13 protein-coding genes are annotated in these 14951 nt (G+C 64.0%); 6 read left to right on the top strand and 7 right to left on the bottom strand.

What is annotated here, in order from left to right:
• Positions 1 to 730: 730 nt before the first annotated feature.
• The 3 genes from RZ1_RS28115 to RZ1_RS28100 form a co-directional block, all read right to left on the bottom strand.
• Positions 731 to 1276 carry a PIN domain-containing protein gene (locus RZ1_RS28115; protein WP_072816102.1) on the bottom strand — a complete coding sequence of 182 codons (546 nt, stop codon included), beginning with the start codon at positions 1274 to 1276 and terminating at the stop codon, positions 731 to 733.
• Positions 1277 to 1281: 5 nt separating this feature from the next.
• Positions 1282 to 2370, bottom strand: coding sequence for an ImmA/IrrE family metallo-endopeptidase (locus RZ1_RS28110; protein ID WP_072816099.1), 1089 nt, complete (start codon positions 2368 to 2370; stop codon positions 1282 to 1284).
• Between the two features lie 529 nt (positions 2371 to 2899).
• Positions 2900 to 3352, bottom strand: coding sequence for a hypothetical protein (locus tag RZ1_RS28100; protein WP_139282041.1), 453 nt, complete (start codon positions 3350 to 3352; stop codon positions 2900 to 2902).
• 229 nt (positions 3353 to 3581) lie between these two features.
• On the opposite strand from RZ1_RS28100, the gene RZ1_RS28095 reads away from it, so the two are divergent.
• Genes RZ1_RS28095 through RZ1_RS28085 form a run of 3 tightly spaced genes read left to right on the top strand, consistent with a single transcriptional unit; the run spans position 3582 to position 4685 of the window.
• On the top strand, positions 3582 to 3977 hold the full coding sequence (locus RZ1_RS28095) for a hypothetical protein (RefSeq protein WP_072816094.1): 396 nt from the start codon (positions 3582 to 3584) through the stop codon (positions 3975 to 3977).
• Positions 3977 to 4432: a hypothetical protein gene (locus RZ1_RS28090; RefSeq protein WP_072816093.1), complete on the top strand. Its 456-nt coding sequence runs from the start codon at positions 3977 to 3979 to the stop codon at positions 4430 to 4432. Before RZ1_RS28095 ends, RZ1_RS28090 begins: the two co-directional genes overlap by 1 nt.
• 43 nt (positions 4433 to 4475) lie before the next feature.
• The gene (locus RZ1_RS28085) at positions 4476 to 4685 is read left to right on the top strand and encodes a hypothetical protein (RefSeq protein ID WP_072816091.1); all 210 of its coding nucleotides are present in this window, start codon (positions 4476 to 4478) and stop codon (positions 4683 to 4685) included.
• Positions 4686 to 4828: 143 nt separating this feature from the next.
• Here the strand turns inward: RZ1_RS28085 and RZ1_RS28080 are convergent, their stop codons facing one another.
• From RZ1_RS28080 to RZ1_RS28065, 4 genes are all read right to left on the bottom strand, one after another.
• A complete protein-coding gene (locus RZ1_RS28080) occupies positions 4829 to 6895 on the bottom strand; it encodes an ATP-binding protein (RefSeq protein ID WP_238072120.1) in 2067 nt (688 codons plus the stop codon).
• Between the two features lie 158 nt (positions 6896 to 7053).
• Complete coding sequence (locus tag RZ1_RS28075; protein ID WP_072816090.1) at positions 7054 to 7611, bottom strand: hypothetical protein; 558 nt, start codon at positions 7609 to 7611, stop codon at positions 7054 to 7056.
• Positions 7608 to 8414, bottom strand: coding sequence for a hypothetical protein (locus RZ1_RS28070; RefSeq protein ID WP_072816088.1), 807 nt, complete (start codon positions 8412 to 8414; stop codon positions 7608 to 7610). Before RZ1_RS28070 ends, RZ1_RS28075 begins: the two co-directional genes overlap by 4 nt.
• Positions 8407 to 8841, bottom strand: a complete 435-nt coding sequence (locus RZ1_RS28065; RefSeq protein ID WP_072816086.1) for an HD domain-containing protein — start codon at positions 8839 to 8841, stop codon at positions 8407 to 8409. The genes RZ1_RS28070 and RZ1_RS28065 overlap by 8 nt, the downstream gene beginning before the upstream one ends.
• Positions 8842 to 9180: 339 nt before the next feature.
• Here RZ1_RS28065 and RZ1_RS28055 point away from each other — a divergent pair, with 339 nt between their 5' ends.
• From RZ1_RS28055 to RZ1_RS28045, 3 genes are read left to right on the top strand one after another with little or no spacing between them, the layout of a single operon-like run.
• A complete protein-coding gene (locus RZ1_RS28055; RefSeq protein ID WP_072816083.1) occupies positions 9181 to 10755 on the top strand; it encodes a type I restriction-modification system subunit M in 1575 nt (524 codons plus the stop codon).
• A complete protein-coding gene (locus RZ1_RS28050; protein WP_139282040.1) occupies positions 10748 to 11350 on the top strand; it encodes a restriction endonuclease subunit S in 603 nt (200 codons plus the stop codon). The genes RZ1_RS28055 and RZ1_RS28050 overlap by 8 nt, the downstream gene beginning before the upstream one ends.
• A gap of 3 nt (positions 11351 to 11353) precedes the next feature.
• A complete protein-coding gene (locus RZ1_RS28045) occupies positions 11354 to 14425 on the top strand; it encodes a type I restriction endonuclease subunit R (protein WP_072816080.1) in 3072 nt (1023 codons plus the stop codon).
• Positions 14426 to 14951: the final 526 nt, after the last annotated feature.

Here is a 14951-nt window from a genome sequence, read left to right as displayed (position 1 = left end):
CGAACCGAAATAACAGTCTCACCAACATAATTCAACGACACGCCGTCAACCCCTCCCCACCCGAACGAGAGACGGGGACGCGCTGCGCGCGCCGCAGTCCGACCCGCCCCGTCGCTCTCAACCCGTCCCCATGTCATTCACCCATCATACCCCACCACACCTACACACCCGAACACGACACGAAACCGAGAAAACCGAAATACACACGCCCTCAACAGAACACGACACAACACCGATAGTCAGATGCGCAAAATCACTCAACACCACTGCACACCAACTTATTTAACGACATATGTTGCAGCACAACATGATTCAAAAAACGCCCAAAACCGGCATCGACAGAGCCCTGTGCGAGCCCACCACACGCCGACACCCCCACCCCCACACGCACCCGCCGGCCCCACAACGCGAGCGACCCCAGCGCATCCGAGGTAGACGCTTCCCCGGTCGAAGTTGTCAGCGGGCACGTTCACCGTCGCGCTGTGCGTGGACACCTCCGTCGGCTCCAACTCGATCACCGTCGCAGTACCGTCCACAGGGCAGCGGTCGATGTCGTGCCAGTCGAGGCCGAGGTGCCGCAGATCGCCAGTCAGAAGGAACCCGACGTCGGCGTCGGGTCAGCGGTCGATGCACTGGTCGTAGGGAACGACGGTGAACAGGTACTCACGGGCCTAGAGCGCGCGGCGCCCGTGTCCAGGGGCGGGCGGCGGCGAAGTCGGTGGAACGATCCTTACGAGCCCAACCACTTATTGAAGGATGGACGATCGTAAACGCCAGGCGGCGTACCCCGCTGATTGGAGCGCAGCGTCTGGACATATCCCCAAAGCGTGTCAGCATCGACAGCACGAAGGCTCCTGTATGCCGCTTTCAACAAGCCCCAAGTCGTCGCGACTCTCACACCGTTCGTTGTAGCGAGCCGCTGTGCTTCACGGTCGTCGGTGACGAAGAGGCCGTCCACCCGCCGCCGAAGCATGATCGCGAGAGTTTCGGCTTCCCCTAAGTGCATCGTCTGACTCTCACCGGGATTCGCAAGTTCCTCCCGCAACACTCTCGTGTCTTGAAGCTCCGCTGTGTCGGGAAACAAAGGGGCACCGAAGATTCGAGGTGCCTCACCAAGCGCTGCGAGCCCGTCATAGGTTGCCGATGTCCGGCATTCCTGCGCCACAGTTGCGCACCAGGCGCTATTGCCACCGGTAAGCCGTTCCAGAAGATCCATCCTGCTGATCAGCGCGAAGTTGATGAGCACCGTGTTGTCTGGAAAAAGCAGGATGGCCACCTGACTCACAGTCCCAACGCGAGTGCCAGATCGTCGGAGCCGACCTCCGGGATGTCGGGCGCGTCAACATCCAGCCCATCAGGGGCGATGCCCAGCATCCACGCCAACGTTCCCTTTCCGAGGATGCCGGCGGCAATGCCATTGAGATGAGCTTCTCGGAGATCCAGCGGGAACCGTCGCGACGATGCTTCATCCATTCGTCGGGTGATCTCATCGTCATGGGGATCGATCGCCAGGTGCCGCCGTAGGAGTCGCTGCGTGGGAGAGGCCGCCCATCGACCGACCGGAGAGGGAACAGATGAGAAGAGGTTGGCGAGACGTTGGGCAAGGGCTTTCGTGGAGACACCCCACCGCCACACGATGTCCGCGAGTTGTGCATCGCTCATCATGTCCCAGCTCACCTCCTTCACCTCGTCGACCGGAAGCAACAACTGGGCCGCGAAATCTTGGGCTGCTTCTTCATGGCGATGCGAGACGTCTTCGGTGAGATTCTCGTCATGATGTCCGAGCACTAGATGGCCGAGTTCATGGGCCAGCGAGAAGTTCTCATGGAACCAATTGCCCGTCGCGGGAATTGCGATCACACGTCGACCACCGACGATGAACGAGTACGCGGTTGAGAGTTCGGCTACCCGGACAACGCCGATCTCCAACCGTTGCTCGATGCGGTCCGCGAAGGGACGCACGAACTCGTCTCCCAGCGCCAGGCGGACCTCCTCGACAGTCCGAGGCAGCGGGTGAAGGTCGACGGGATCTCGATACGCCTGCCGGTATGCCAATGCGATGTCTTGGATCGTTTGCTCATCCGCGACTCGTCCCGGGACATTCCGTTCCCAGGTCTCGAAGTCGACGGTATGGCGGGCCGCGACCGTGAGCCGGTTCGGATCGGGAACGCCGGTGATGAGCCAATGCAGGTCAGCCGACAGGTAGTCGGCAACCCGAGCGAGTTCGATCGAGGAGAACTGACGACTGCCGTTCAATGCGCGGGAGAGAGCATCGGGCGACATTCCGATCTTCTCCGCTACCTCTCTTTGCAGCGCGTCCGGGCGTTGATTCCGGATGCACTCTTGTACTCGCGATCCGATGCTACCCATATGCCCACCCTACGCCCGGAATTGGGAAAATCCCAACAGGCCCGCCCTCCCCGCCCCACCGCTCATCACTCTCGTCCGCTGCGAATCCGCCCCACGGCCTCGTCCACACTCCGGACGTGCACCGAAGGACTCCTGCGCGCGCGTACCTGTCTTTGGAAACGGACTGGAGACCGACACCTCGGTCGGACATAGATACTTCCGGATCATCTTGCGGTCGATCCCCAACGCCTGCGAGATCTGCACCTGGGACCGGCCGGCATGCCAATGCCGGAACAACTCCATCAGATCGGTCATCGTCCACGTTCTCCTTGCCACCGTCAGACCCCTTCCCGGGCCTGTCGGTGGCCCAGTCAGGAGTGGGCCTGCAGCAGCGCCGGAACCCCGGCAGACACGCCCCAGGGTGGGGAATTACGTGACGGCCGGGTGAGGAATTACGTGACCGACGAACCGCTCAACCTGGGGAATTACATGACCGCTAACACACGGTGACGAGCGCTGAAGGTGGTCCAATCGACCTGACCACCACCGGCTACGCCCGGGATCGTCCCGCGCCGCACACACACGATCCGTCGTTGGACGGTTGGAAGCACCCGCTCAGGTGATACGAGAGCTCATATTCACCGCGAACCCGCGCAACGAACGGATCACCCGGAGCGTCGTTGATCGCAGGGCTCTCGCGGATCTCGTGATCGGGGAAGCTCTCGAACAGTGCCTGCATGAGGAACAAGGCCCAGCGTTCCTGGTATCCATCGAGGTCTTTTCTGAACCGAAACTCGGGCTTGACGTCGATCCTGACGGTCTCGATCAGCCAATCGGTCTCCTCAGATATCGAGACGGTTCCGATTCGCACGCCGTCTCTGAGGAGCTCGACCATGCCCCGCTTCGGATACCTGCCGTATCCGAACGGGTGCACCTTCACCTTCAGGGCGTCGCGAGCCACACGGTCACGTTCCGCCCAATCCTCTGCCGTCAGGTCGCTCATAGTTCGCCAGGATCGCAGGTTCCCTCCGGCCGTGCGTGTTAGCGGCCCGGGTCCGTCCCCTCCCTGCGACTGCGCAATCCGACCATCAAGCGTGATGCCTGTCACATTTTCGAGCGCTTCGGGCCGCTGACTTCCATAGGTACTCGATAACCAGTATCGGTTCCCCGGTGTTGGAGGATTTCCCGTAGGCGCGGCGAACTCGTGCCCGCGGGCGCGAGCGAGGATAGGTATGCCCATGTTGTCACGGGAGGAACGCGCCGATGATCAGCGCCGGATGCACGAGCTGGTCGAGATGACACGCGAGGTAGGACTCCGAACAGTGCGTGGGAGCTGGAGCCCGCCGGCCGATGCGCTGATGAAGGTGCTGTACGAGTACGCCGTCGCTGTTCTCCAGACGATGATGATGAACGGCTCGATCCAGGACCAGGGCCCGAAGGGTGTCCCGTTCCTGCACATCGACGAGGGCAGCCTCGAGTGGCTTCGGAAGGACCACGAGAGCCGCCACTATCTCGCGAGCGAACTCATCATCAAGACCTTCCCGAAGTTCCTGGAAAAGGCGGTAGCAGGGGCGGGTGGGACTGCACCAGGTCGGCGTTGCCGACCTATTTCGTCAATGCCTGCTTGATGAACAAGCACGATGTGTTCAACAAGTGGGCGAAGGACACGAGGAGCACCCGCGCGGCCTGGTGCGAGGAACAGACTGCGGATTTCGCCTTGCCCGACATCGCGGACAGCACTGTCAATCGGGTCGAACTGTCCCATTTGATTACCGTCGCTCCCGCTTCGGTGCGCCCGATTCTCGTTGCGCTCTCACACGGCTTCACCGTCGCCGACGCAGCCCGTGGACTGCGGATCAGCGCCGGAGCCGCCCAGAGTCGGCTGGCGCGGTACCGCACCTACACGATCATCCCGCGCGTCGCCGAGGGCCTCCTCGACGCGCCCTCGAACTACTTCGTCACCAATCACGTCGCAGCCGCGATCGCCGCCAACGACGCTGACACGTACCACGAGTCCGTCGCCGCGAGCCCCTTCGACAACTCCTGGCCCCCTGCTTCCGATACCGGCGCCGACCCCTTCTGACCCTCGATCTTCCTCCCGTACGCCTTCTATCTCTTGGAGCATCATGAACTCGAACGATGGTGACAACACCTGCGGCAACAGACTCTTCCGCTGGTACGCACACCCCTTGACCACCGTCCTCGCGATCGTTGTCTCGACCCCTATGCTCGTCCACTTCCTCGAGCCGATTCACGCGGCCACCCTGCTCGGCGGGCTTGTCAGCTTCGTCGCGACGTGCGCCAACGCCTATAGAGCCCAGGGCCCAACCAAGTAACCAACCCCCGCGAAGCCGCCCTGGACCACCAGCACGGGAGGCCCCGCCGATCCGGCCGGGCCCCCGACAGCCACAGGATCTAGCCAGCAGCTCAGCTCGCACTCACCTTCGGTGCGGTTTCAGATCTGCCCGGCGCCCGAGGACTACCTGCTCGCAGGCAGTCCTAGCCTGTCGAAGAACGCACGATTACGTTCCGTGGCCCCATTTACGAGACCATCGAAGCTGATGACCTCGATGTACACCCGTCGCGCATCGTTGAACCCAAAGTACGCGAGGCCGTCCTGGGTCGGACGCAGACTCGCGAGTTCGCAGCGGTCGATCATCTTGGGAGTCAGGTCAGCGATTATGTAGCAGAACGCTGGCGCCTCCTCCGATTTCGGAATGGGTCGGCCATCGCTAGTCTTGGCGCCGCCTTCGCGAATCTGCTTCACGTAGCCGAGGCACTGGTCTATAGGATTGTTGTCCTCGGAGGCGTCGGTCCGCATGGGGCGCTTGATCTCGACGACGACGATCGAACTGAGCGGGACGCTCTGGCGCTCAGCTGCGAGCACAGCGCTGCCGGCGAGCCGCGTGGCGATGATGTCCGGTTCCTTCGTCGACTTCGAGTCGGTGATGGGCATGCTGTTGAACGTCTTGTCCGACGCGAGATAGTCGTGGAAGGCCAATCTCTCGTCGATGATCCACAGGTTCGAGGCGTCCGTACCGATCTCGTTCGAGTCTTTCCGCATCGGGATCAGCAGCTTGTGGATCTCGTCCTCGCGGCAGTATTTACCCTCCTCGTTCGAGCGGATGAGCTTTGCCAGAACCTCAAGGATCACCCGCCGACGCGCCACGTACGCCGCCAAGTCCGACTGGTTGATGTCGGTGATCTTCGCCAGGTACTCGTCGAGCCGCTCCTGGTAGTCCGCGGGCCGCTCGGCACCGTCTTCGGCGAAGATCTGCTGGGCCTCGACGAGGGTTTCGGCTTCTAGCTTCCGGAGTTCGCGGTGAAGGATCGCTTCCAGCTCCGTGTTCTTCATCGCCGGGTCGACTGTCAGCCCCAGCGATTCCATTCGCTTCAGCAGAGGTCGGTACCGAGGCGAATGATTGCTGACGTAGTCATTAACCCGCGACTTACCCTCGTCCCGGGCCGCCGCCAGCTCATCGGCGAGCAGACCTTCTATCTCGGTGAGCACAGCCGTGCGTACGTCGGCGAGCGTGATCTCACCCTCGATCGTGTTTCCCTCGATGGTCTCGTCGATGTCGAACGCCGTCCTGTCAGCGCGGACGTTGGCGTCGAGGTAGTCGGAGGCGAGGTAGCAGACGTAGGTGAAGTCCGCGCCCTTCTCGTCCTTGAGCCGGCCGTAAAGCCCGGGGACCTTCCCGGTGATGTTCTCTTCAGTCACCACACGGCTCGCGGCGCACCAGTAGAGCTTCGGCGTCTGGTTGCGGGTCGACGACTTCAGGCAGAGGTTGACCATGTCGAACTTCTCGCCCTTGACTTCGATCGTCTTCGTCGGCATCTCCGAGTAGACAAACTCGTCCATCAGCTCCCTGAGTAAGACGGTCTCGCCATCGTCGACGACCCGGATCTCGGGCGCGCCGCCAGGCCGCAGAAAGTACCAGATGCAGTGCTCGAACACTTCTCTCGCAATTGCCGCTGCTGTCTTGTGGGCGCTCTTCTGGTACGCGGCGCCGAAACCGTCCAGCTCGACGATCGTCCCGGTGTCGTCGAACGTCTCGGCTGGTTCGACGAGCTCCACCTCTCGCTCGACCGAGAACCGAAACTGCCGGCCCTGAAGAGTGCCGTTCTCGCCCTCGTAGGTGCTCTTCACCACCACCTTGCTGAACGCCTTCAGCCACAGCAGACGTCCCACGCCGCGGCATCCGTCGGCCGACTTGTGGTCACTGTCCAGCGTCTCGAACGACTTCATGTTCTCCGCAGTGAATCCCACGCCGTTGTCGCTGACTACGAACCCGACGATCGGTTCCAGCGGAATACGCCCAGAGCCGGTGGTGCCGAGATCGAACCCCACCTGCGGGCTACGCACGATCCTCACGTCGAGGCGCCCCTGGGAGCGGTCCTCCTCGAACCTCGCGTCGATGGCCTGTATCCCGTTGACGACGGCCTCCAGCAGCGGGAGAAGCGCGTGGCTCTTCGGCAGGCCGGTGTTCTTGACTCGTCCCCGAAGGGACGTCGTCATCGCCGCCATTTCGTCCTTCTTTCCCATCTCGGCGCCGCTCCCGTGCCAGCGACGTCAGACAATCCTAGGCAGGCGGCACGGCCCGAGGCTGCATGATCAAGACATCGGCGATCCACCTGCCCGACACGATCACTGATCGCATGCTCTCCATGCTGAGGGCGGGCGTGTCGTTTCCTGCTCCCTGTTCAGGCGGTACGGGCGATCTCCACAGCGAAGCGACCATCGACGGTCGAGGTGACGCGGGATTCGATGTGCAGACCGGACTTGCGGACCGCGGCGATCTTCCCGATGCGCAACTCACGGGCGGCGACACTGGCCGCCTTACGCTTGTCGCGGTCGTAGACCTTGTAAGTGAGCCACTTTCCCGGCGCGGCGGCGGCCAGTGCATTGATCTTCGCCGTAGCAAACTCCTGCGGAGTCGGTGTCCGATCGGGCACCGGCTGGGCACCGAACACCTCGTCGACGGCACGGTGATCCGGTTCGGAGGCCAACTCGTTCAGCAGGTCGCTGTGCCGGCGGCCGTCGAGCTTGCCGAGCTGCCCGGCCTCAACCAGCGCGTGGCCGGCCGCGGCGTCGACCGGGGTCCAGTCGAGTTCGTTGTCCCAGTAGAAGTCCTGGCCGAGCTGGCGGTGCAGCACGAACCGGCCGAGATTCGGAACGTAGGCGAAGATCCGGGCGGCCTGGGTGTCCTCGTAGGCGAGCCACTGATCCTGGCCGAGGTAACTGACGGTGTAGAGGCTCATCGTGCGTCCCTTCCGCGATTCATCTTCCGTGGTGCGTAGTTCTTCGGGGTGACCGGGCAACCGCCGAGCTCGGACAGCTGCGTGAGCCCGGGTGGGGTGGGGACCTGCGCCCAGCGGGCGGTCATCTTCTCGATCAGCGCGGCCCGCTCGGTGGCGGGAACGCCGGTGTCGCGGGCTCTCTCGTAATCGAGGTGGGTGTCGTCCTTGACCTGTTGCGAGGCGTCGGTGTGGAACTGGAACTCGGCGGCCAGGCCGCCCGGGTGACGAGCGAGCATGTGCAGGCCTTTGTACTGGTTGCCGTCGAGATAGGACTGTTCGGCCTCGACGATCGTCCAACGACGGTCGGACAAGCGTGCGGCCAACGCAGTGGCGGTGGCGACGACCTGCTCGGGCCGGGAGATCGCGGTGTAGCGGACGACGTCGGTGATCTTCTCGACGATCCGTTCCGGTTCGGCGAACGGCGCGGCCTTGACGCGGTCGGCGAGTTTACGAGCGAGCGAGGCCGGACTTTTCATCCGGAACTCGAGTCCGTGCATCCGGACCTTGTCGGGGAGTGCGGCGAGCACGTCAGCGGTCATCGCGGCCTCCTGCTGCTTCGCGGCAATCATCGTCTCGACAACCAGGGCAGCGACATGGGCCGGATGGTCGGCGTACAGCTGCTGCGGGGTACTGGCCGGGTCGGTGGCCCAGTCGACGTCGGGCCGATCCAGTGCCGGGTCTGGACGCAGTGCCTCGATCGACGTCGCCTTGTGTCGTCGGTGATCGGTGCATCTGCGGCCACCTTCGTCCTCGGCCCTACACACCGGCGGTCAACTCGGCCCGCGCGCGGGCGTATTTGGCGATCAGGCGGTCTCTGGTGGCGGCGTCGAGCCGGGCGAGGCGCTGTGGGTCGCTGTTGTCGGCCATGTCCGCGAGTTTGACCGTCAGAGCCAACGGCACTGCCCGGACGCGGGCGTAGTAGTCGGCCGGGGCTTCGTCGGGGCGGCGGGTCAGCGCATCGACCGCCGTGGTGACCTCGGCCGGGAACGATTCTTCGAGGTCTGCGAGGGTGACCGTGGTGTCTTCGACGACGTCGTGCAGCCAGGCGGCCGCGACGGCGTTCTCGTCACCTGCCACTCGAGCTGCGACGCGCGCGGGGTGGGCGATGTAGGGCTGACCGGCCTTGTCGACCTGGCCACGGTGGGCCGCGGCGGCGATCTGCTCGGCACGCGCTGCAAGGGACCGTCTCATATCTTCCTCCATCTTCCCTCATCTTACCCCGTCCCGGCATGGGCGTGAGTGGGAACGCCTCCCCTCACTCAGCACCCACGTCGGCCCAACCTGACACCCGGGTCAGCGGTCGCCCACCGGCACAAGGAACGCGGCCAACTCATCGCCGAGCGCAGAACCGAACCCACCGGCGATGCCGTGCTCGACGCCGACGGGATCAACGATCTTTTTCCGACCGGTACGCCGCCGTGGCCGGAATACGTCCCTGCCTCCCTCTACGCTGAGCACCCGAAATAGGGTGAGCACCGAATCACCGCGACCTTCGGGCCGCCCCCTTCACCAGCAAGGACACCTCGCCAGATGACAGTGACCCAGCAGGAGATCGAGAACCGGCTCTGGGACGCCGCCGACGAGTTACGCGTGGCGATACCCGAAGCGCAGTATTCCTCGGTCGTGTTCCCGTTGATGTTCTGGAAGTACCTGTCGGACACCTGGGAGCACCACCACGAGGAGTTCCTGGCCGACAATGAAGGCCTGGACGATCTCTCCCCCGAGGAAGCCCACGAGATCGAGTACCGCGACTACCAGTCGTTCGAGATCCCGGTCATTCATCCCGGCACCGTCGCCGAGCGTCGTGCCTCGTGGGCATCGATCCTCGCCACGATCACCCAGCCAGGCCTGGGCCAGCGGGTCCGCGCCTCCCTGCAAGCGATCGAGACAGCGAACCCGGACAAGTTCTCCCGCATGTTCGGGTCGATGACCTGGACCTCCGAGGAGGTGCTGTCGGCCGAGGTGTTGACGGCGGTCATGCAGGCGATGGATCGCACCCCGAAGATGCACGAGGGCAACATGTCCCACGATGTGCTCGGCGGGGCCTACGAGTACCTGCTCAAACGGTTCTCCGACGGGTCCGGTACCCGCGCCGGTCAGTTCTTCACCCCCCGCGAGGTCGTCGAGCTGATCGTCGAGGTCCTCGATCCCCAGGGCCACGAGTCGGTGTACGACCCGACGTGCGGGTCCGGCGGCATGCTCATCGCCTCGGCGAACCTGCTCAAGGCCCGCGGCGGGCGCGGCTACACCCTGAGCCTGTACGGGCAGGAAGCCGTCGCGGACACCGCGGGCGTGGCCCGCATGAACCTGTTCATGCACAACCTCACCCAGTTCCAGGTCGAGGTCGGCGACACCCTGAAGGACCCGCGGTTCACCAAGCCGGACGGATCCGTCGCCCAGTTCGACGTGATCCTCGCCAACCCGCCCTACTCGCTGAAGTGGAAGCCCTGGACCAACGACCCGCGCGCTCTGGGCGGCGTCGCACCGCAATCCTCGGCGGACTGGGCGTTCGTGCAGCACATGATCGCATCGATGGACCCGAAGAAGGGCCGTGCCGGTGTCGTCCTGCCTCACGGGGTTCTGTTTCGTAGCGGCCAGGAAGCAGCCATCCGCCAGCGGGTCCTGGACGACGACCTGCTCGAAGCTGTCATCGGCCTGCCCGCGAACCTCTTCTACAGCACCGACATTCCCACGGCGGCCCTGGTATTCCGCGCATCCGGCACCAAGACCGCTGAGCGTCGAGGTGGGGTGCTCTTCATTGACGCTTCTAAGCGATTCGCCAAGGCCAAGAACCGCAACGTTTTAACCGAAGCAGACATCGCCGACGTGGTGACCTCGTACCGCTCTGAATTCGACGCCGATGGCACCCCGGCAGACCCAGATGGAGAGGGCGGACTTGCAGCGCGATTCGTCCCTACCTCGGAAATCATGGCGAATAGATACGACCTCAATATCGGCCGGTACATCAAGCAAGCCGCCGTAGAACAGGAAGACCTCGGCGCTCTCATCGACGCCTACAGTCTCGCCCGCACCGAACGCCAGAGGACTGAGCAGCGCATGTTCTCTGTCCTTTCCGACGCTGGAATCGAGGGATTTGATGAGTGAATGGAGGCATCTACCTGCGGGGAAGATTGCTCGTCAAAGGAAGGAGATCATTCGCCTGCAACCAGGGATCGAATACCGCACGATGGGCGTGCGGTGGCACGGCAAAGGTGCCTACGACCGGGGCCTTGTGACGACTGAGACAGTCAAGGCAAAATCCCTCTACCGGGCACGAGAAGGTGACTTCACGTTCAACCGGATCGATACGCACAAGGGCGCTTTCGATGTCGTCCCCACCGAACTTGATGGCGCCCTGGCAACGAACGAGTTCCCCCTCTATGAAGTGAACAACGAGGAAATCGATGCTCGTTTCCTACTTCTCAACTTCCAGCGACCAGCGGTGCTGCGACAGATTGGTGCCATACGTGCAGGTTCCGAGGGACGTGCTCGATGGAAAGAAGCTGACTTCGAAGCGTGGATGATCCACGTGCCTCCACTGTCGGTGCAGAAGCGGATCGTCGAGGTTGCCAGCGCGGTGGACAACCAAATCCGTGCGCTCAGCAACGAGGAGGCACGGCTCCGTGGAGTCCGGGCGGCGCTGGTATCGGACATGCTGGACCGCACCATCGAGATTGAATCTGCCGAGTCGGAGGTCTGAACCGTGGCCAAAGGCATCCGCGAACGCGAGTACCAGAACCTCATGATCCAGTGGTCCATCCCCCTCGGCTGGACCTACACCGCCGGCCGGGCATTGCCACGCGAGACCACCCAGACCGTCCTCACCGGGCACCTGCGGGACGCGATCGTCCGGCTCAACCCCGCGGTGATCGACGGGTTCGACGTCGACACGGTCGTCGAGGAGATCACCGCCACCGTCAACGCCGTCGAAGGCGGCCTCGTGCGCGCCAACGAACAGGTCCTGCACCTGCTGCGCGGCCGCAAAGAATTCCGGGACTCGGGCGGTGTGTGGCACGCCCTGCGGCTCGTCGACTTCGACACGCCGGCCGCCAACACCCTGGTCGTGTCCGACGAGGTGGCCATCACCGTCCCCGGCAAGACCTCCCGCCGGTTCGACCTCGTCTACTGGGTCAACGGGCTCCCGCTGGTCGTGGTGGAGGTGAAATCCCCGACCGCGAAATCCGGGTGGGCCGATGCCGCCCGGGAGATCAACGACGTCTACGCCGCCGAATACCCGTGGTTCTTCACCCCCAACGTCTTCGCCGTCGCCTCCGACGGGCTGAAGTTGCGGTTCGGGGCGGCCGGGGCGCCGACGAACCTGTGGCAGCCCTACCGGTCCACCGCCGACGACGAAAACCTGACCGGCCAGGCCGATGTGCAACGCTCCGTCGAACTGCTGCTGCATCCCGCGACCGTGCTGGGCATGCTCGCCGACTTCGCGTTGTTCGACACCTCCGGCGGTGGTGTGGACAAGAAGTACCTGCCCCGCTACCCGCAGCTCGAAGCCGCACGGCTGATCCACCAGCGGGTGCTCGAGGGCGGATCCAAGGGTCTGGTCTGGCACCACCAGGGTTCGGGGAAGACCCTGCTGATGGTGTTCGCCGCATCGCTGTTGTTGACCGATACCCGAACCGAGTCACCGACGATCATTCTGCTGTCGGACCGCACCCAGCTGGTGCGGCAGACCTCCGGGGTGTTCACCTCCGCGATGGGCGATGCCTACTTCCACCAGCCCACCACCAGCGCCGAGCTGCGGGCGCTGCTCGCCGGCGATGTGCGCGGGGTGATCTCGACGACCGTGCACAAGTTCGCCGACGCCGGCACGAACCTCTCGACCCGCGACAACATCATCGTCCTGGTCGACGAGGCGCATCGCACCCAATCGTCCCGGTCGAAATCGTTGGCCGGGCAGATGCGGGCGGCGTTGCCGCACGCGAAGTTCTTCGGGATGACCGGCACCCCCGTCCGCAACCTGGCGACCGACACGTTCGCGTTGTTCGGGGACGAGTCCGATCCGGGACGGGTGCTGCACCGGTATTCGGTGTCGCGGTCGTTGTCCGACGGGGCGACGGTGCCGGTGATGCTCGATCCGCACCCGGTCTCGTTCGAGCTCGACGACGCCGGGTTGCAGGCCGAGTTCGACCAGTTCGCCGACGATGTCGACCTCGACGACCCGGACCGGGAGACGCTCTCGCGCAAGTTCGGACGGCTGACGTCAGTGTTCGCCAACCCCGACCGGATCGAGGCGGTGTGCCAGGACATCGTGGACCACTACCTCGCAGGTGCCTACCGCAACGGACTCAAGGCACAGGTCGTCACCTACAACCGCGAACTCGCCGTGGCGTACACCGACAAGCTCAACGAGATCCTCGCCGGGTACGAAACTGCGCAGGTGCTCGCCGAGGTCGGCCGGCACGAGAAGATCCGCGCCGAGGTGAACATCTCGGTCTCCGACGCGAAAAACGAAGACCCCGCGATGCGGGCCTATCAGCTCTCCGAAGCCGAGGAAGAGGAGCAGAAGCGGCAGTTCCTGGCCCCTGAGGATCCGTTGTGTTTTCTGGTGGTGACCGCGAAGCTGCTGACCGGGTTCGACGCCCCCAACGAAGGCGTGCTGTATCTGGACAAGCCGCTCAAGGCCCACAACCTGTTCCAGACCATCACCCGCCCGAACCGCACCTGGGTCTCCCCCACCGGGTTCGTGAAAACCTCCGGGGTGGTCGTCGACTACATCGGGCTGGCCGAAGAAGTCCAACGCGCCGTGCAGGACCCGACCGCCGGCGACACCGGCAAAGGCGGTGGGTTCGTCACCGACCTGACCGAGTTGGTCGCCGAGTTCCGCACCACCTTCGCCCGCCTCGAAGATCTCCTCGCCGACGTCGACGGCCTGGACCTGACCGTCCACGGCTACGAGTCGGTACGCGCGATCAACAATTTCCTCGACACCCATCCCGGTGCGGCCGAGGTGTTCTCGAAGGACTACCGGCTGTTGGCGCGGCTGTATCCGCTGATCACCACCGACAAGCGCATCGCGAAATACCGGAACGGGTTCGGGTTGTTCGGGTCCGTCTACACGACGCTGTTCAAGAAATCGACCGACGAGGAACGCAAAGAACGCCTCGGCGAGCTCGGACCGATGGTCCTCGAGATCATCAACGCCCACGTGCACTCCTTCACCGTGGTCGCCGGCCAGGAAGAACCCCTCGTTCTCGACGCCCAAGGCCTGATCGTCCTCAAGGAACTCCTCGCCCTCGTACGCCCCAAAACAACCAAGGACGAGGACGAGGCGCCGCCCTCGGCAGCGGAAATCCTCGACCGGATCAAAACCGCCCTCGACGCCGGCGTCGAACCGGGCTCGGCGAAATACACCGCCCTCGCCGAACGCATCCGGCAACTGCGGGACCGGATCATCCAAAACTCCCAGGACGCCCTGGACTTCCTGTCCGAAGCCCTCCGGGTCGCCCGCGCGATCGTCAACGCCCAGAAACACCCCGACGACGCCGTGATCGTCCTCGACGACGACCACGTCGGAGTCCTCTCCCGGATCATCCACGACCACGCACCCGCAGGCCTGACCGTGACCGAGAAGAACCTGGCCGAGGAAATCGACCAGGTCGTCACCCTCACCCTCGCCCGATCCTGGGACAACGCCGACGCCCGCAACCGCGGAGCCCGCCGCGCCACCGCCGCAGTGTTCCGCCGGTTCGGGATCAAACCCGTCGGAGAACCGTACGACTCGACCGTCGCCTACATCGAAGCCCACTACCTCGTCGACTGATCGACCGGTGCCTGCCGGGCCGCCCCGGGACCGGCACCGGTGATCACCGACGAGTTTCGGGGCGCCGCGGACACCCACACCAACTCCGACACGCATCGGAACCAACCCGGGAACATCCGGCCGTAGGTCAGGGCACTCTCATCGCCCGGATGGTGGCGGTGGCACTGCGCAGTCGTCCACGTCGGCCGCAGCGGACCGACTAGCCGATCTCCTCCGGGAGCACGTCTCAGCTGAGGTCCGGAGCTATGTCGCCGAATACGAATCCGGCATGGAGGTCACCGATTGATCCGGAAACCCCATGATCACGGCCGTCGGAAAGCCATTTCTCACCACAAAGCCGGGTTAATACGCCAGACGAATCGGCTCAGTTTGAAGGTTCTACGAGATGCGGTCACAGCGAGTCGTAGGGTGCAGCGTACCGTTCGCGGGCACAGCTTCACGCCGCCCCGGTCTGCCGAGACTTGCACGCTAAGGACCATCGGCTACGCGACATCGTCGACCGGGCAATCGGTAGCCCGTTGCAGCA

The organism is Rhodococcus zopfii NBRC 100606 = JCM 9919, assembly GCF_001895025.1.
Lineage (GTDB): Bacteria > Actinomycetota > Actinomycetes > Mycobacteriales > Mycobacteriaceae > Rhodococcus > Rhodococcus zopfii.
This window is presented reverse-complemented; position numbering and strand designations above follow the sequence as displayed.